At 74.4% G+C, this 15,882-nt stretch carries 15 protein-coding genes and 7 tRNA genes; 8 read left to right on the top strand and 14 right to left on the bottom strand.

Features of this window, described 5'->3' with window-relative positions:
- Positions 1–70: 70 nt before the first annotated feature.
- From BLR33_RS23555 to BLR33_RS23540, 4 genes are all read right to left on the bottom strand, one after another.
- A complete protein-coding gene (locus BLR33_RS23555) occupies positions 71–1,183 on the bottom strand; it encodes an acyl-CoA dehydrogenase family protein (protein WP_093786579.1) in 1,113 nt (370 codons plus the stop codon).
- Entirely contained in the window at positions 1,180–2,397 is a 1,218-nt protein-coding gene (locus BLR33_RS23550) for an acyl-CoA dehydrogenase family protein (RefSeq protein ID WP_093786578.1), read from the bottom strand. Before BLR33_RS23550 ends, BLR33_RS23555 begins: the two co-directional genes overlap by 4 nt.
- Before the next feature lie 322 nt (positions 2,398–2,719).
- Positions 2,720–3,304 carry a hypothetical protein gene (locus BLR33_RS23545; protein WP_093786577.1) on the bottom strand — a complete coding sequence of 195 codons (585 nt, stop codon included), beginning with the start codon at positions 3,302–3,304 and terminating at the stop codon, positions 2,720–2,722.
- Positions 3,305–3,566: 262 nt separating this feature from the next.
- Entirely contained in the window at positions 3,567–4,838 is a 1,272-nt protein-coding gene (locus tag BLR33_RS23540; protein WP_093786576.1) for a serine/threonine-protein kinase, read from the bottom strand.
- Positions 4,839–5,085: 247 nt separating this feature from the next.
- Here BLR33_RS23540 and BLR33_RS23535 point away from each other — a divergent pair, with 247 nt between their 5' ends.
- The gene (locus tag BLR33_RS23535; protein WP_093786575.1) at positions 5,086–5,322 is read left to right on the top strand and encodes a hypothetical protein; all 237 of its coding nucleotides are present in this window, start codon (positions 5,086–5,088) and stop codon (positions 5,320–5,322) included.
- Positions 5,323–5,930: 608 nt separating this feature from the next.
- Here the strand turns inward: BLR33_RS23535 and BLR33_RS23530 are convergent.
- The 5 genes from BLR33_RS23530 to BLR33_RS23510 form a co-directional block, all read right to left on the bottom strand.
- Positions 5,931–6,002: transfer RNA gene (locus tag BLR33_RS23530), tRNA-Val, on the bottom strand.
- Positions 6,003–6,023: 21 nt separating this feature from the next.
- Positions 6,024–6,095 (bottom strand) — tRNA-Val (locus tag BLR33_RS23525).
- Between the two features lie 62 nt (positions 6,096–6,157).
- Positions 6,158–6,229 (bottom strand) — tRNA-Val (locus tag BLR33_RS23520).
- A 1-nt stretch (position 6,230) separates the two neighbouring features.
- A tRNA-Cys gene (locus tag BLR33_RS23515) sits at positions 6,231–6,304 on the bottom strand.
- Between the two features lie 34 nt (positions 6,305–6,338).
- Positions 6,339–6,411, bottom strand: a tRNA-Gly gene (locus BLR33_RS23510).
- Between the two features lie 442 nt (positions 6,412–6,853).
- Here BLR33_RS23510 and BLR33_RS23505 point away from each other — a divergent pair.
- The 3 genes from BLR33_RS23505 (at position 6,854) to BLR33_RS23495 (ending at position 9,817) form a co-directional block, all read left to right on the top strand.
- A complete protein-coding gene (locus BLR33_RS23505) occupies positions 6,854–7,975 on the top strand; it encodes a chorismate-binding protein (RefSeq protein ID WP_093786793.1) in 1,122 nt (373 codons plus the stop codon).
- A gap of 53 nt (positions 7,976–8,028) precedes the next feature.
- Entirely contained in the window at positions 8,029–8,850 is an 822-nt protein-coding gene (locus BLR33_RS23500) for an aminotransferase class IV (RefSeq protein ID WP_093786574.1), read from the top strand.
- 133 nt (positions 8,851–8,983) lie between these two features.
- A complete protein-coding gene (locus BLR33_RS23495; protein WP_093786573.1) occupies positions 8,984–9,817 on the top strand; it encodes a GNAT family N-acetyltransferase in 834 nt (277 codons plus the stop codon).
- 99 nt (positions 9,818–9,916) lie between these two features.
- Here the strand turns inward: BLR33_RS23495 and BLR33_RS23490 are convergent, their stop codons facing one another.
- A complete protein-coding gene (locus BLR33_RS23490) occupies positions 9,917–10,426 on the bottom strand; it encodes a DsbA family protein (RefSeq protein WP_093786572.1) in 510 nt (169 codons plus the stop codon).
- Positions 10,427–10,660: 234 nt separating this feature from the next.
- Between BLR33_RS23490 and BLR33_RS23485 the strand changes: the two genes are divergently transcribed.
- Positions 10,661–11,137 (top strand): hypothetical protein, encoded by a 477-nt coding sequence (locus tag BLR33_RS23485; protein ID WP_093786571.1) that lies wholly within the window; start codon positions 10,661–10,663, stop codon positions 11,135–11,137.
- A gap of 49 nt (positions 11,138–11,186) precedes the next feature.
- On the opposite strand, the gene BLR33_RS23480 is transcribed toward BLR33_RS23485, so the two are convergent.
- From BLR33_RS23480 to BLR33_RS23465, 3 genes are all read right to left on the bottom strand, one after another.
- On the bottom strand, positions 11,187–11,561 hold the full coding sequence (locus tag BLR33_RS23480) for a hypothetical protein (protein WP_093786570.1): 375 nt from the start codon (positions 11,559–11,561) through the stop codon (positions 11,187–11,189).
- 1,061 nt (positions 11,562–12,622) lie between these two features.
- Positions 12,623–13,204: a CGNR zinc finger domain-containing protein gene (locus BLR33_RS23470; protein WP_093786568.1), complete on the bottom strand. Its 582-nt coding sequence runs from the start codon at positions 13,202–13,204 to the stop codon at positions 12,623–12,625.
- A gap of 249 nt (positions 13,205–13,453) precedes the next feature.
- Positions 13,454–13,867 (bottom strand): SsgA family sporulation/cell division regulator, encoded by a 414-nt coding sequence (locus BLR33_RS23465; protein WP_003959770.1) that lies wholly within the window; start codon positions 13,865–13,867, stop codon positions 13,454–13,456.
- A gap of 365 nt (positions 13,868–14,232) precedes the next feature.
- Between BLR33_RS23465 and BLR33_RS23460 the strand changes: the two genes are divergently transcribed.
- The 3 genes from BLR33_RS23460 to BLR33_RS23450 all read left to right on the top strand — a co-directional run bounded on the left by BLR33_RS23460 (position 14,233) and on the right by BLR33_RS23450 (position 15,017).
- Positions 14,233–14,304: transfer RNA gene (locus BLR33_RS23460), tRNA-Val, on the top strand.
- 150 nt (positions 14,305–14,454) lie between these two features.
- Positions 14,455–14,907: an SRPBCC family protein gene (locus BLR33_RS23455; RefSeq protein WP_093786567.1), complete on the top strand. Its 453-nt coding sequence runs from the start codon at positions 14,455–14,457 to the stop codon at positions 14,905–14,907.
- Between the two features lie 38 nt (positions 14,908–14,945).
- Positions 14,946–15,017 (top strand) — tRNA-Val (locus BLR33_RS23450).
- Here BLR33_RS23450 and BLR33_RS23445 read toward each other — a convergent pair.
- Positions 14,991–15,749: a haloacid dehalogenase-like hydrolase gene (locus BLR33_RS23445; RefSeq protein ID WP_093786566.1), complete on the bottom strand. Its 759-nt coding sequence runs from the start codon at positions 15,747–15,749 to the stop codon at positions 14,991–14,993. The genes BLR33_RS23450 and BLR33_RS23445 overlap by 27 nt on opposite strands.
- Positions 15,750–15,882 lie beyond the last annotated feature (133 nt).

Raw genomic sequence — 15,882 nt, 5'->3', positions numbered from 1 at the left:
AGACGTACGGCCGTTGCCCTGTCCGTACCGGGGCGCCCCGTGGCCGGCGGAGAACCCTTCGGGCGGGGGTTCAGGCCGGGGGGAGATCGACCAAGGGGGACAGGGCGGCGCGGTGGCGGGCTGGGGTGCCCAGGGCCAGTTCGTCGGCCTTGGCGCGCTTCAGGCGGAGGTGGGCCGGGTGTTCCCAGGTCATGCCGATACCGCCGTGGAGCTGGATCGCCTCCTCCGCCGCGTGGACGGCCGTGGACGAGGCGGTGGCCTGGGCGACGTGGACGGCGAGGGCCGCCTCCAGGTGGTCGCCCGCGGCCAGGGCGTCGGCTGCGGCGCGGGCGGCCGCGCGGGCGGAGACGACCTCCAGCCAGAGGTCGGCGAGGCGGTGCTTGAGGGACTGGAAGCCGCCCACGACCCGGCCGAACTGGTGCCGCTGCTTGAGGTGGCCGACCGTCTCGTCCAGGCACCACTGCGCCACGCCCACCTGCTCGGAGGCGAGCAGCCCGGCCGTGGTGAGCAGGGCGCCGTCCAGCGCGGCCGCCGGATCGGCCGCGGGGAGCAACCGGGCCGGGGCCGCTTCGAAGGTGACATCGGAGAGCGGGCGGGTCAGGTCCAGCGAGGAGAACCGTTCGACGGCCGCGTCGGCGGCGGCCACCTCGTAAAGCCCGGGCCCCTGGGGGCCGCCTGCGGGGACGACGAGGACATCGGCGGCGAAGGCGTCCGCGACGCTGGTGACCCGCCCGGTCAACCGGCCCTCGCTGTCTGCCGTCACGGAACCGGGGAAGGGCGCGCCCGGCGCCCCGGACAGCGGTACGGCGAGGGCGGCGGTGGCCTCGCCGGCGGCCAGGCGGGCGAGCAGGGCGGCGACGGTGCCGTCCGCGGTGTCGCAGCCCAGCAGCGCGGAGGTGGCGAGGACCGCGCTGCCGAGGAAGGGTACGGGCGCCACGGCACTGCCCAACTCCTCCAGCACCACCGCCGCTTCGCGGGCCGAAGCGCCCTGGCCGCCCAAGTGCTCCGGCACCAGCAGCCCGGCCAGGCCGAGTTCGGCGGCGAGGAGCTTCCACAGGCCGGTGTCGTAGGGCAGTTCGCTCTCGATGCGGCCGAGCACCGCCTCCGGTGGGCAGCGGTCGGCGAGCACATCGCGGACCGCGGTGCGCAGGTCGTCCTCCACGTCGGAGTAGAGCAGGTTCATCGCGGCAGGTCCTTCCAGGCGACGTCCTTGTCGGTACGGGGCTCGGCGGGCAGCCCCAGCACCCGCTCGGCGATGATGTTGCGCAGGATCTCCGAGGTGCCGCCCTCGATGGAGTTGCCCTTCGCCCGCAGGTAGCGGTAGCCGGCGTCGCGGCCGTAGAAGTCCACGGACTCGGGGCGGACCATCGTCCAGTCGCCGTAGCGCAGGCCCTCCTCGCCCATCAACTCCACTTCCAGGCCGCTGACGTGCTGGTTGAGCCGGGCGAAGGCGAGCTTCAGGCCCGAGCCCTCGGGACCCGGCGCGCCCGCGGCCATCTGCTGGCGGACCCGCTCGGCCGACAGCCGGACGACCTCGGCGGCCACCCACGCCGACAGCACCCGGTCGTGCAGCTCGGGGGTACGCAGTTCCGGCCGCTCGCGCCAGGCCGCCGCGAGCGGGCCGATCATGCCGCCCTCGCGGGGCAGCGCCATCCCGCCGATGGCCACGCGCTCGTTCATCAGCGTGGCCTGCGCCACCCGCCAGCCGTCGCCGATGGCGCCGAGCCGGTGGGCGTCGGGGATGCGGACGCCGGTGAGGAACACCTCGTTGAACTCCGCCTCGCCGGTGATCTGGCGCAGCGGCCGCACCTCCACGCCGGGGTCGGTCATGTCGCACAGGAAGTACGTGATGCCCTGGTGCTTGGGGACGTCCGGGTCGGTGCGGGCGATGAGGATGGCCCAGCGGGCGAGGTGGGCGCTGGAGGTCCACACCTTCTGGCCGTCCACGATCCAGTCGCCGGAGTCCGGCTCGCGTACGGCCCTGGTCCGCAGGCCCGCCAGGTCGGAGCCGGCGCCGGGCTCGGAGAAGAGCTGGCACCAGACCTCCTCCCCGGTCCACAGCGGGCGCAGGAAGCGGCGCTTCTGCTCCTCGGTGCCGTAGCGGAGGATGGTCGGGGCGGCCATGCCGAGGCCGATGCCGATCCGGCGCGGGTCGTTGTCCGGGGCGCCGGCCGCGGCCAACTCGGCGTCCACGACGGCCTGCAGGGCGCGGGGCGCGCCGAGTCCGCCGAGCCCTTCGGGGAAGTGCACCCAGGCGAGGCCGGCGTCGAACCTCGCGCGCAGGAACTTCTCCCGGGGGACCCTTGCGGGGTCGTACGCGGCCAGCAGCTCGGCGACGCGCCGCCGCACCTCGCTCGCGTCCGGGTCCTTCCCGGGCGTCGGGTGACTTTCCGCCATGGGGTGCCGTCCTCTCCCGCTAGGCTAAGCAAGCGCTTGTTAAGCTAACCGAAGAAGGGTTCTCTGTGAAGGGGGGCTACTCGCCGTAGGGGTTCCTCGCCGCGCCTGGCTGCCGGCCGGTTCCGGGCTGGGCGCGCAGTTCCTCGCGCCCCTCGGCTACGGGGCTGCCCCTTCCGCGCAGTCCCGGCCGCGGGCCGGTGGCCGGTTGCTCGCGCAGTTCCTCGCGCCCCCGAGAACGGTGTCCCGCCGCCGGGGTTCCTCCCCGTTCCCGGCTGCCGGCCGGCTTCGGGCTGGGCGCGCAGTTCCTCGCGCCCCTTTGCGGCTACGCGTCTGCCGCATCCGTGGCGTCCCCGCCCGCGGTTGCTTCTGGTGGGTGCAGGGAGCGGGCGAAGGTGGCGAGGGTGTGGAAGTCGGGCTCGCGCAGGCCGAGGCGTGGGTTGACGTGGTGGAGAAGGCCGGGGCCGGGATGGTGGGCGGTGACGTACGTCCGGTCGGGGTCGGTCTGTTCGTCGTCCACCCAGGCGAAAGGGCGGCCGTCGGCGTACTCGACCAGTGGGCCGGTCTTCCAGTGGACTCCGTCGGGGCGTTGCTGGAGCAGGGCGTCGCCGAAGTCGACGAAGGGGAGTTCGGGGAGGCCGAGCGTCGGCGCGATCCACCGGTTGGCTTCGTTCATCCACGTGGTGGCCCAGCACAGTTCGAAGCCGAGCCGGAGCAGGGCGGGCCCGTGCTGCGGGTTGAGCCAGACCCGCAGGGTGCGCCGCCGCGACAAAAGGCCGCTGTCCGCCCCAAGAGCTCCCTCGCCCAAGGGCACTCGGAGCGTGGTGTACCCCTCGGGACGCCTCTGCGGCTTGGCCGCATAGGGGTTGAGAGGCCCGTCCACGTCGAGGAACAGCAGCGGTCGGTCCACGGGTCCCCCGGTCCCCCTCACAGTCGGCTGCCGCGAGAAGCGTAGCCCCGGTGCCCGACCCGGCACCGGCCCACCTGGGTGTCCACCACGATCGTCCGCCCCGGCCGCAGGCCGGCCTACCAGGTCCTTTCGGGTTCCCGTCCGCCCCACGGAGGTACGTCGCTGCCCCTTGTGCGCCGGGCGCCCCGGACAACTCGTGTGCGGGGCGCGCTCCGGAGGAGCAACGTGGGCGCGGGCGCCCTCCGTAAGGGGCGGGGGCGACCTATGGGTGGAAGGCCTGGAGGGTTGCGATGCAGGCTGCTGCCAGCAGGGTGACCACGATGAAGACGAACAGGCGCTGCCGCATGAGGCGGCGGCGCCGTACCTCGGGGGCCGGGGGACGCCGTGCGGCGGGGGTGCGGGTGGGGGTCCGGGCACCCGGGTGCGAGCCGCGGTCCGGGGCGTGCGGGTGCGGCGTACGGTCGGCGGCGCCGGGGCGCGAGGAGCGTTCGGCCGCACCCGGGCGGGAGGGCCGGTCGCCCGTGCCCGGGCGGGGGACCGAGCGGTCGAGCGTGCGGGGGTGCGAGCCTTGGTGCGGAGAGCGCTCCAGGGAGCCCGAGGACGCGGACGCCCCCTCCGGGCCCGCGCGCCGCTCCGTACGCTGCTGCGCGTACTCCTCCGCGCGCCGGCCGGTCGGCCGCGCCGCCTTGGGGTCGCGCGGGGCCGCGATGCCACGGGCCTCGCGCGCCGCGATCTCGCGCAGCCGCTCGGCGAGTTGGGCCGTGGAGGGCCGCTCCTCGGGGTCCTTGGCGAGGCACGCGTAGACCAGGGGCGCCAGCGCGTCGGGCACCCCGATGAGGTCCGGCTCCTCGTGCACCACCCGGTAGAGCATGACCTCCGAACTGCCCTGCCCGAAGGGCGAGTCCGCGGTCGCGGCGTACGCCAGCGTCGCCCCGAAGGCGAACACGTCCGTCGCGGGCGTGACGGCCGCCCCCCGCACCTGCTCGGGCGCGAGGAAGCCGGGCGAGCCGACCGCCGTGCCCACGTGCGTGAGCGTGCTCGCCCCCGTCGCCCACGCGATGCCGAAGTCGATGATCCGCGGGCCCTTGGGCGACAGCAGGATGTTCGACGGCTTGAGGTCGCGGTGCACAACTCCCGCGTCGTGGACGGCGACCAGCCCCTCGGCCAGTGCGGCCCCGATCCCGGCGACCTCCGCCGCGGGCAGCACCCCGCCCTCGGCGACCTTGTCGTGCAGCGAGGGCCCGGGCACGTACTGCGTGGCGAACCACGGCCGTTCGGCCTCCAGGTCCGCGGCCACCAGGCGGGCCGTGCAGCCGCCGCGGATGCGCCGGGCGGCCGAGACCTCGCGCGCGAAGCGGGACCTGAACTCCTGGTCCTCCGCCAGCTCCGGCCTGATCACCTTCAGCGCCACCCGCTGGCCGCGCTTGTCGGCCCCCAGGTACACCACGCCCATGCCGCCCGCGCCCAGCCGCCGGTGCAGCCGGAACGCGCCGACGACCCGCGGGTCCTCACGCCGGAGCCGCATCATCGCCATGTTGTCCTGTCCGTCCCCTACCTCCGGTGGTGGGGGAGAGGGCCCCACTCCGCTGACTGGCCTTACGGCCGCCCACAGCTTACGTACTCAAGTCCCCTTACGTGCTGAAGCCTCGCAGGCGGCGGGGCACGAATTGTCGGTGCCCGGTGGCATCCTGAAGTGCGGGAGCGCTCTCCGGGCCGGCCGCCGCTCCCGTGCCAGGCGCAACGTTTCGCCAACGGACCGTCCACCGAGGGGGAGTGACGCCGTGAAAGGTGACCGTGTGGAGATCGTGGTCGACGCGGGGGACAGCACGCGGACGTACGAGGTGGTGGCCACGCGGGCGGGCCGCCGGGTGGAGATCGCGGTGCGGCGCGGCGTGGTCGAGGTCACGGAGGTCACCCGCAGCGGCACCGCCGTGCGCACGGCCCGCTTCATGGCCAACCGGGTGCTGGCCCTGGTGGAGCACCCGGTCCCGCGCGCCGACCCGCAGGACGCGGCCTGACCGCCCGTACGCCGCGGGACCGCCCGAACGTGTAGGGGGCCATCCCCGACCAAGGGCTCACTCCCGGGCCGCTCGGGCTCCACCCTGGGGAGTATCCGGCCGGCCGTTCCGTCATCCTCCGGGAGGCCGGGAAAGGGGTACGAGGGCATGACGACCGGGGGCCGGCGCGCCCCTAGATTGAAGGTCGAGCGGCGGGCGCACGCACTCGTCCCCCGAGGTCACACGTCCGCCGCTCCCACGAACGTCGTCCGTGGCCGGCCCGTCGGGGCGTCACACCACGTCCCGGGCCCGGAAGAGCGGTCCGGGCCGGGAACCACCGGCCGCAACCCCGTGGGGACGGGGGTACGGCGGACGGCAGCGGTTGCCCGGGTATCACCCGATACCCGGGCACAGCGCTGCCCACTCCACGCCGCACGGAGGGCCCGGCCGTGCTGGACCCGCACCCCACCCCGCCGCTCAACGGCCCCCTTGTACGGGGAGGGCTCCCCCTGTCGTGGGGGGTGCGGGTGGGCGGGGCCCCGCGCCGTGCGCGGACGGAGTCCGCGCGGAAAACGACGAAGGCGAGCCGGTCCGCGCTTCTCGCGGACACACCTCGCCTCTCGCCTTCGTGGACGATACTGGGATTGAACCAGTGACCTCTTCCGTGTCAGGGAAGCGCTCTCCCGCTGAGCTAATCGTCCTCGGGTCCCACAAGTGATGCGTGCGCGATACTGGGATTGAACCAGTGACCTCTTCCGTGTCAGGGAAGCGCTCTCCCGCTGAGCTAATCGCGCAAGGCCGTACAACTCGCGTACGGAGCCGTGCTGATCGAGCAAAGGCCCCGCGCGGGGGCCAGTGGACGATACTGGGATTGAACCAGTGACCTCTTCCGTGTCAGGGAAGCGCTCTCCCGCTGAGCTAATCGTCCTTGGAGGTGGAGACGGGATTTGAACCCGTGTAGACGGCTTTGCAGGCCGTTGCCTCGCCTCTCGGCCACTCCACCAACGCGGCGGGGGCTCGGGTGGTCCCCCACATCGAGCGGACGACGAGATTCGAACTCGCGACCCTCACCTTGGCAAGGTGATGCTCTACCAACTGAGCCACGTCCGCAGGTGCCACCGCCGTACACTCCTCGGCGACGAGTTGAACTCTAGCGGATTCCCGGTCCAGCTCAAAAACCGGTTTCCGCAGCGTGCCGGGCCAATGACGGGCTGTTGACGCCGAAGCGGCCGGCGAACCCCCGCCCACCAGCCGCTCACCGGCCCCGGCGATGCTGGTCCCGAGCCGCTCCGGAGCCGCTCCGGAGCGGGTCCCGAACCGGTCCCGTGGCCGGTCCCGACTCCCCGAGCTCTCCCCGCCCCGCCCGCACCCCGCCCCCTCGCCAACGGCCCGCCCGACGCCCCGACCCACCAGGACGCACCCCGTGTACGACCCCTCGCCCGCCCCGCCCCCGGACGCGTCCCCGCGCCCCGCCGTACGCGCCACCGGCCCCGCCACCAGCCCTGCCGCCGGACGCGGGCGCACCCGTACGGCCAGGGCCGCCCTCCCCGCCATGGCCCGCTTCGGCCGCATCCTCGCCACCGACCTGCGGGACGTCACCGACGACCTGGCCGCGCTGGACTCCACCGGCTTCTGGGCCGTCGCCGCCGACTTCGACGGCCGTACGGTCTGCGCCCGGTTCGCCGATGTCCGCCGCACCTCGCGGCCGTACGGCGACGGCACCGCCCCCGGCCCCTGGCACGGCCCCGACCCGCGCACCTGGACCTCCTCGATGGACCGGGCCGGCTACGAGGCCGGCGTCCGGGCCGTCCGCGCCCGGATCGCCACCGGCGAGGTCTACCAGGTCAACCTCTGCCGCGTCCTGACCGCCCCGCTCCCGCCCGCCCCACCGCAGACGCCGCCCAGCCCAAGCAGGCAGGGCACCCCAGTCGCCCAGGACCCCGGCATCCCGGACACCGAGGGCTCCCCCGCCGCCCCGCCCGCCGGAACCCATGACATCGACGCCCTCGGCGCCCTCCTCGACCGTCGCCACCCCGGCGCCCTCGCCGGCACCATCCGCCTGCCCGCCCACGGCGTCGAGATCGCCACCGCCTCACCCGAGCTGTTCCTGCGCCGCGACGGCAGCACGGTGGAGTCCGGCCCGATCAAGGGCACCGCCCGCACCCCCGAGGAGCTGCTGCCCAAGGACCGCGCGGAGAACGTCATGATCGTCGACCTGGTCCGCAACGACCTCGGCCGGGTCTGCGCCACCGGCTCGGTCACCGTGCCCGCGCTGTGCCGGGTGGAGCCCTATCCCGGCCTGGTGCACATGGTCTCCACCGTGCGCGGCGAGCTGCGGCCCGACGCCGGCTGGCCCGAGCTGTTCGCCGCCACCTTCCCGCCGGGCTCGGTGAGCGGGGCGCCCAAGTCGAGCGCGCTGCGGGCGATCCGCGAGCTGGAGCCGGCGCCGCGCGGCCCGTACTGCGGCGGCCTCGGCTGGGTGGACGCCGACCGGCGCACCGCCGAACTCGCCGTCGGCATCCGCACGTTCTGGATCGACCGGGGGACCGCCGCGGGCCCCGTGCTGCGGTTCGGCGCCGGCGCCGGAATCACCTGGGGCTCGGACCCGGCGGGGGAGTGGGCGGAGACCGAGTTGAAGGCCGCCCGGCTGCTGGCGGTAGCGTCTGAGGGGTAGGACCGGCGCCGCCCGCAGCGGGCGGGTGCGCGCACCGGCGGAAGGACACTGCGGTGAGGATCTGGGTGGACGGCGCGCTGCGGGAGACCGCGGACGCCACCGTGTCCGTCTTCGACCACGGCCTGACGGTCGGCGACGGCGTCTTCGAAACCCTCAAGGCGGTCGGCGGCACGGCCTTCGCGACCACGCGGCACCTGGAGCGGCTGGCCCGCTCCGCCCGCGGCCTCGGCCTGCCCGAGCCCGACCTGGACGAGGTCGCCCGCGCCTGCGCCGCCGTACTGGAGGCCAACCCGGTGCCGCTCGGCCGGCTGCGGGTGACCTACACCGGCGGGCCCTCGCCGCTCGGCTCCGACCGGGGCGACGCGGGACCCACCCTCGTCGTCGCGCTCGCCGAGGCGAGCCCGCGGCCCGACACGACCGCCGTGGTCACCGTCCCCTGGACGCGCAACGAGAAGGGCGCCCTGGCCGGGCTGAAGACCACCTCGTACGGCGAGAACGTCGTCGCGCTCGCCCGCGCCCACGCCGAGGGCGCCTCCGAGGCGCTGTTCGCGAACACCGCGGGCCGGCTGTGCGAGGGCACCGGCTCCAACGTCTTCGTGGTGCTCGGCGGCGAACTGCTCACCCCACCCCTGGAGTCGGGCTGCCTGGCCGGGATCACCCGCGCGCTGGTGATCGAGTGGGCCGGCGCGCAGGAGGCCGACCTGCCGATGGAGGCGCTCGACGAGGCCGAGGAGGTCTTCCTGACCTCCTCGCTGCGCGACGTGCAGGCCGTCCACCGCGTCGACGGCCGCACCTTCCCCGGTGCCCCCGGCCCGGTGACCGCGAAGGCGATGCGCGTCTTCGCCGAGCGCGCCGCCGCGGACCCCAACCCGTAGGTCACGTCCGCGAAGCCACGTCCGGCCGTCGAGGCCCGGCACGCGTCGCCGGGCTCCGCACCGCCCCCCCGGCCCCGCGCACCTGCGCGGGGCCGGCCCGTCCGCGTACGACAAGGGAGTCGTGAAGCCGCCCATGACCACCACCCTGCGACCGGTCGGCCCCGAGCGGCGCGAGGCCGACGGCACCCGCGCCCGCACCTACACCGTGTGCGTCAACAGCCGCCCGGTCGGCGGCGTCGAGCTGGGCACCGATCGCCGCTACGGGCCCACCGTCGGCCGGATCAACGCGCTCGCCATCGACGCCCCCGACCGCGGGCGCGGCCGCGGCACCGTGGCCGCCCTCGCCGCCGAGGAGGTGCTGCGGCAGTGGGGATGCACCCGCGTGGAGACCGCCGTGCCCGCCGCGGCCGACCACGCGCTGCGGATGGCCGCCGCCCTGGGCTACACCGAGCGCAATCGCACCATGCGGCTGGAGCTGGACGGCAGCCCCTCCGGCGCCCGCCACCCCCTGCCTGCAGGCAGCACCCTGCGGCCGCTGCGCGACGACGAGTACGACGAATGGCGCGCCCACGAGCGCGAGGGCTTCATCGCCTCCCTGACCAGCCGCGGCGTCCCGCACGAGCAGGCCCTCGCCCACGAGGCCGGCGCCTACGCCTACGCCCTGCCGGACGGCCCCGCCACCCCCGGCACCGAACTGCTCGTCCTGGAGCACGAGGGCACCGTGGTCGGCCACCTGTGGCTGCGCACCACCGACCCCGGCTGGGTCTTCTCGGTCGAGGTCCTGGCCGAGCAGCGGGGCCACGGCCACGGCCGCACCCTGATGCTCGCCGCCGCCGACCGCACCCGCCACGCCGGCGCCCGCACCCTCCAGCTCAACGTCTTCGCGGGCAACACCCCGGCGCTGACCCTCTACGAGTCCCTGGGCTTCCGCCCCATCGACCACCACTTCCACAAGCCCCTGCTGTAGCCCCACGGGTCGCGACGACCTACGCGCCGGTGTGCGGTCGTACGCAGGCCCTCGTCCACGGGCCGCTGTATACGGTCCGTACACGACCCCCGTACGGTCCTACGCCTCGCGGCCGAGCAGGCGGTCCGCGATCGAGACGATCCGCTCGCGCAACCCCGTCTGGTCCTTGGAGCCGTCGAGCAGTTCGCCGCCGATGAGGTACGTGGGGGTGCCGGCGACGCCGATCGCCTTGCCCTCGGCCTGGTCGGCGTCGACCACCAGCAGGTGGCGGCCGTCGACCAGGGCGGTGTCCACCTCGTCCGCGTCCAGGCCGAGTTCGGCCGCCGCCTCCACCAGGACCGGCTCACCGCGCCGCTCCAGCTCCTCGATGCGGGCCAGCACCGCCTCGGCGTACGGCAGGCCGCTGCCCTGGGCGACGGCCTCCTCGTACGCCTGGGCCGCCGCGAGCGCGTGCCGGTGCTTCTCCAGCGGGAAGTGGCGCAGCTGGATGTCGAGCGCGGCACCGTACCGCTCGCGCAGCGCCCGTACGTCGTCCAGCGCGGTCCGGCAGTCGGGGCACTGCAGCTCGCACCAGAACTCGAGCACGACGGGGGAGGGGGAGTCGGTCATGGGGCAAGTCTCCCATCCCGCGCGCCCCGCCCGTCCGTACGCGAAGGGCCCTCCTACCGCCCCGGGAGGACCCGCGGCCTCCCGCGTGCGGAGGAGGGCACCCCGAGATCCCCCTGAAACGGGCCGTGGGGCATGGCCCGCCGGGCGCCGGGCGAGGCACGATGGAGGGGACCACTGCGTGCGCGGCCCCGGCAGGCCCGCGCGACCGGACCGCCGCCGCTGGAGCTGTGCCGGATGCTGACCGACCTGCTGTGCGCCGCCCTGACCGCGGGCGGCCTGGCCCTCGCCGTCGCCACCGCCTACCGCCGGCGGTTCCGTGCCGCCATCCGCACCGCCGCGGTCGCCCTGCTGCCCTTCGGCCTGGCGCTCGCGGGCCTGGTCACCCTCGGCCGCCGGGTCGGCACCGCCGTGGGCGACTGGGCCACCGACCTGGTCTTCAAGCCCAGCGTCTGGTTCGGCTTCGCCGTGCTGGCGTGCTCGGCGGTGCTCTACGGGGCCAGCCGGCTCTTCGCGGGGCGCGGCGGTTCCGCCGAACGCGGGCGCGGCCGGACCGCCGAGCCGGCCGCCGTGCCGGGGGCGTCGGCGCCCGCGCTGGCCGCCGGGCGCGGCACCGAGCCGGCCCGCTCCGGGCGGCGCGGCCGCGGGTCCGCCGACAGCGGGCTGCAGGAGTTCGCGGACGTCGAGGAGATCTTGAAGCGGCGCGGTATCTGAGCAGGTGCGGGGGCCTTTCCGCAAGTCGGTCCCGGCATCCGAGACGCAGTTAAACGCCCTTGTAAAGTTCGCGTGTTGGGCCACGGAGGGTGGGCCGCTGCGCGATCATCGCCGTGTGCTGCCCACCCACGGGGACTCCCTCGCTCCCGCGCGGCCGGACCGTGCCGAAACGCCCGCTTCCGTCTTCGCCGCCCTCGCCGCCTTCAGCGGCGTCGCCTTCCTGCCCCTCGACGCGGTCGAGGAGGCCGCACTGGACGCCGAGGACACTCTCGCGGTCCGTGACGAGGGTGAACCGCTCGTTCGCGAGGATGGTGAGTCCGTTGTCCGCGAGGATGGCGAACCGCTCGTCCGTGAAGACGGCGAACCGCTCGTTCGTGACGAGGACGAATCGCTCGTGCCTGGCGACGGCGAATCCCCTGTTCACGAGGGTGGTGAATCCCTCTGCCCTGAGGACAGCGAACCCCTCGTCCGTGGCGACGGCGAGGCCCTTGCCGGGGCTGCCCCGCTTGCCCCGCCTGCCCGCCGCCGCCCGCCCCGCCGCGGCTCACGGCGCCTCCGTACCGCCGAGCGCGCCGCTGCCCGCCGCTTCCGGCGCCTGAAACCGGCGGGTTCCGGTTCAGGTTCGGCCGAGTACGAGGCGCGGGCCGCCGCTCGGGGCCGGGCCGAGGCGGTTGCGGCGGCTGCGGGAGTCCGGGGCGCCGCTGTGGCCGTCGTCGCCGGCTCCGGTGGGTCACGGGCCGAGGCGGGCGAGCCTGCGCATGCGGGGGCCTTGGGCGTGTTGGACCCGAGGGTCGCCGTCGAGGTCGCGGACGCCGTGGAGGTCGCGAGGGTCGCGGTTGAAGTCGGGGACGTGGGGGAGGCCGTGGAGGTCGCTCTTCCCGTCCGGCCGCGGGTGCCCGCCCCCGCGGGTCCGGCCGAGCCCGTACGCCGGGCGGGACCCGTCCGCCCCCCGGAGCCCGTCGGCGGCGCTCGGCCGGGGCCGCCGGCGCAGGGGACCGGGTTCGTGGAGCCCAAGGGATGCCTGTACGCGCTCTCGCAGCCGCCGCTGATGCTGTTCCTCTGCGTGATCGGCGGCCTGATCGGCGGGGGCGCGGCCTGGGACCTGCTCTTCGTCTGAGCGCGGTCGGCCGTGTGGCCCGGGCGCCCCACGCACGCGGCCGGCCATGGGTCGGATACCCCGGACACGGCCGCGCGGTGACGTCTACGCATCCCTTGCCGGCCCGCGCCCTACCCGGGGCCGGCTCCACGGACTGGCGTCTGCTCTTCGTCTGAGCGCGGCCAGCGATGTGGTCCGGGTGCCGCGTGCACGTGCGCCCGCGCACGCGGTCGGGCCGGACCGGGCCGACCCCGCCCGATCCGTTCGTCGATCCGTTCGTCGCCCTGTTCGCCGATCGGGCCGACGGGGCGCCGCGGCGCGGCTGCGTCGGCGGATGCCCGCGCGCGGCCCCGCGGTGCCGTCTCCGCGCCCCTTGTCGGCCCGGCCCCTTACGCCGGGTCCGGCTCCGCGGCCTGGGGAGCCGCTTCGCGCCGCCGTGCCCGGTACGCGGCCACGTGGAGGCGGTTGCCGCAGGTGCGGCTGTCGCAGTAGCGGCGGGAGCGGTTGCGGGAGAGGTCCACGAAGGCGCGGCCGCAGTCGGGGGCCTCGCAGCGCCTCAGCCGCTCGCGTTCGCCGTGGATCACCAGGAAGCCCAGCGCCATGCCGAAGTCGGCGGCGAAGCGGTGGGCGGGCGAGGCGCCGGGCGCGAAGTAGTGCACGTGCCACTCGTAGCCGTCGTGGTCGGTGAGCCGCGGGGTGGTGCCGGCCTCGGCGATCATCGCGTTGAGCAGGGCGGCGGCCGTGCTGTCGTCGGGCGCGGCGAAGACCTCGGCGAACCGGGCGCGTACCGCCCGTATCGCCCGCACGTCGGCCTCGTCCACCCGGCCGACCTCGCTGAGCCGGCGGCGGGCGACGAAGGCGCGCAGGTCGGCGGGGGTCTCCAGGGCCTCGCGGGCACGGCCGCGCGGAGCGGTGTTCAGCAGGTCCACCACGCTGTCGAGCGCGCGCCTGGTGTCGTGGTCGATGAGCACGGAATCGCTCCTGCCGGCGGGTGTGGCGGCTGCGTTCCGGCGACTGTAGCGCGCGCGAGCCGCCGTCGTGGTGTCCCACGGCGGCGACTCACGGGCCTTGCGGCTGCCTTGCGGCGCCGGACGGGGTGCGTGTCCGGCGCGCCCAGGGCGCGGGTCGGGCTCGGCCGGCCGGACGGGATGTGCCGGACGGACCCTGGGTCCGGGCGTCCCCCCGAGTAGGACGGCCCCGGACGTGCGAGGAGACGGGGCTCAGCTCTCCGCGAGGATGTGCGAGAGCTCCGTGTCCAGATCGAAATGGCGGTGCTCGGTGCCCGGCGGTACCGCGGCGTCCGTCCGCTTCAGGAAGGACTCCAGGGCCCGCGCCGGGGCTTCGAGCAGGGCTTCGCCCTCCGGGGAGCTGAGGGCGATGCATACGACGCCCTGGCCGTGGCTGCGGGACGGCCAGACTCGGACGTCGCCGGTGCCGGTGGGGCGGTGCAGCCCCTCGGCGAGCAGGTCGCGGGCGAACACCCATTCGACCGTCTCTTCGGCTCCGGTGTGGAAGGTGGCGTGCACGGCGTAGGGATCGGCCGTGTCGTACCGCAGGCCCGCGGGCACGGGCAGTGACGATTCACTCGACACAACGAGGCGCAGGTGCAGCTCGCAGCTGACCGTGGTGTTCATAAGCGCCATGGCCTTTCGCTCAGTGTGCGCTCGGGGATTCGCACGTCGGCGAATTCGACATGCCACCTGCGGGGACGTTGTAAACCCCTCTGAGGTGTTTGTGCGGCTTCCGGTAGCTCGTCCGGCTTATCCCGAACCCCCGGACGGCGGCTGGCCGAGCCGGCCCGGCGCGGCTCCAAACCTCGCGCGTGTCACCCGTACGACTGCGGAGGGTGACGGGGGGCGAACATGCGTCTGCGGGGCCCTGCGGAGCCGGGGCGGGGGTGCGGGAGCTGTGGGGGCGCGCGGGAGGTCCGGCGGGGTCGCCGGTGGTCAGCCGGTGGTCAACGAGGGGTTTCCCGTGCGGTAGTGTGGTGTCCACGCCGGGGCGATTAGCTCAGCGGGAGAGCACTTCGTTCACACCGAAGGGGTCACTGGTTCGATCCCAGTATCGCCCACTCTGGCCAGAGGCGATCCATGTCCGCGCGCTGCGGGGGATGGGTCGCCTTCCTGCTGTTCCCGGTCGGGTTCCCTTTGCCGTCACCTGTGCCGTTCTCGGTGCGGTCCGGGGGCTGCCGCGGGGGCGGGCGGCGGCGCAGACTTGGGACGTGGAGTGGAATCGGTACCGGTTTCGGAACACGTGGCAGGTCGAGGCCGAGCCGGAGCGCGTGTACGAGGTGCTGGTGCGGCCCGACCGCTACCCCGGCTGGTGGCCGCAGGTGCGCGAGGTGCGGCAGACGGGGGAGACCACGGGGGTGCTGCGCTTCCGCTCGGTGCTGCCGTACGACCTGACGGTGGCGGCCCGCTCCGTACGGCAGGACCCGGCCGCGCGGGTCCTGGAGGCGGCGATGACCGGGGACCTCGAAGGCTGGGTGCGCTGGACGCTCGTACCGAGCCCGCCCGCGGCGACGCGCGTGCTCTTCGAGCAGGAGGTCACCGTCCGCAAGCCGCTGATGCGTCGGCTCGCCCTCCCGTGCCGCCCGCTCTTTCGCGCCAACCACGCCCTGATGATGCGCGCCTGCCGCCACGGCCTCCTCGCCCACCTCCGGCTACCCGTTTGAACGCGACCCCCCTCCCCCTGTACTCTTCAACGCGTCCCGGGCGATTAGCTCAGCGGGAGAGCACTTCGTTCACACCGAAGGGGTCACTGGTTCGATCCCAGTATCGCCCACTCCATCCCATCCGGGACCTTCCCAAGGGCCGTCCACAAGGACGGCCCTTGCGCGTTTTCCCCACCCTCGCCCAAGCCCGCACGCAGTCCGAACTCTTGCCTACCGACTGCGGTTCTCCGGCATGTGACCGAGTGCTTTCCGTCACGAGTTGCCCCAAGGCTTCTGCTCGCCGGCGTGTCGCCAATGACCACGGCGCGGGTGCCGGCGAAGTCGTGACCGTACTTCTGCGACGCTCGTTTCCGCGCCTGGCGGACGAGTTCGGCGCGATCACTGCCGTCGTCGCCGTAGCCGCCGACCGAGAAGTCGAGGCCGTCGCCGAGGCGCAGGGCGGTGAGCTTGGTCATGGCGATGGGCCGTATGTTGCCGGTGACGGCTGTCTGCACGGTGCCGTGGGCTGCGCAGGAAGCGATGGCTTCACGCGACCCAGGAAGAACGGTGCCGACGTCGCGCATGCGGTCGGTGAGCTGTTCGGCGGCCGCGGCCAAAGCTGCGTAGAAGTCGTCGAACAGCGCTTCCGGTTCTTCGACACCATTCAGGCGCAGCGTCTCCACCATGATGGCCTGATCAGTGCGGCCCGACATCTCCGCAAGCTCACCGAGCGGCTTGCCGGTCACTTGCCGGAACGCGCGTTCGTAGATGCTGCGGCTGACGCCGCCACCGACGCTGACAAGTGTGTGGTCGACGTCCCACATGACGAGCGAGGGGCCGAGATCGCGCTGGTCGGTTGGCATGCGACAAGGCTGGTTTCCGGTGCCTGCGGATCCGCAGTTGCCCGGCGACAGTCGGTCCCGGAACAGTTTCCAACCTGGTGTGCAGCAGGCCGGTTCCGCAGGCGTGGCGTTGAAGAAGCTGCGATGGAGCCCA

It is taken from the genome of Actinacidiphila guanduensis (assembly GCF_900103985.1).
Taxonomy (GTDB): Bacteria; Actinomycetota; Actinomycetes; order Streptomycetales; family Streptomycetaceae; genus Actinacidiphila; species Actinacidiphila guanduensis.
This window is presented reverse-complemented; position numbering and strand designations above follow the sequence as displayed.

Excerpts from the sequence above, each read along its gene's own strand:
- BLR33_RS23490 (WP_093786572.1), bottom strand. The coding sequence starts at position 10,426 with ATGACCGACTCCCCCTCCCCCGTCGTGCTCGAGTTCTGGTGCGAGCTG.
- BLR33_RS23550 (WP_093786578.1), bottom strand. The coding sequence starts at position 2,397 with ATGGCGGAAAGTCACCCGACGCCCGGGAAGGACCCGGACGCGAGCGAG.
- BLR33_RS23465 (WP_003959770.1), bottom strand. The coding sequence starts at position 13,867 with ATGAACACCACGGTCAGCTGCGAGCTGCACCTGCGCCTCGTTGTGTCG.
- BLR33_RS23485 (WP_093786571.1), top strand. The coding sequence starts at position 10,661 with ATGCTGACCGACCTGCTGTGCGCCGCCCTGACCGCGGGCGGCCTGGCC.
- BLR33_RS23445 (WP_093786566.1), bottom strand. The coding sequence starts at position 15,749 with ATGCCAACCGACCAGCGCGATCTCGGCCCCTCGCTCGTCATGTGGGAC.
- BLR33_RS23505 (WP_093786793.1), top strand. The coding sequence starts at position 6,854 with ATGGCCCGCTTCGGCCGCATCCTCGCCACCGACCTGCGGGACGTCACC.
- BLR33_RS23495 (WP_093786573.1), top strand. The coding sequence starts at position 8,984 with ATGACCACCACCCTGCGACCGGTCGGCCCCGAGCGGCGCGAGGCCGAC.
- BLR33_RS23540 (WP_093786576.1), bottom strand. The coding sequence starts at position 4,838 with ATGGCGATGATGCGGCTCCGGCGTGAGGACCCGCGGGTCGTCGGCGCG.
- BLR33_RS23555 (WP_093786579.1), bottom strand. The coding sequence starts at position 1,183 with ATGAACCTGCTCTACTCCGACGTGGAGGACGACCTGCGCACCGCGGTC.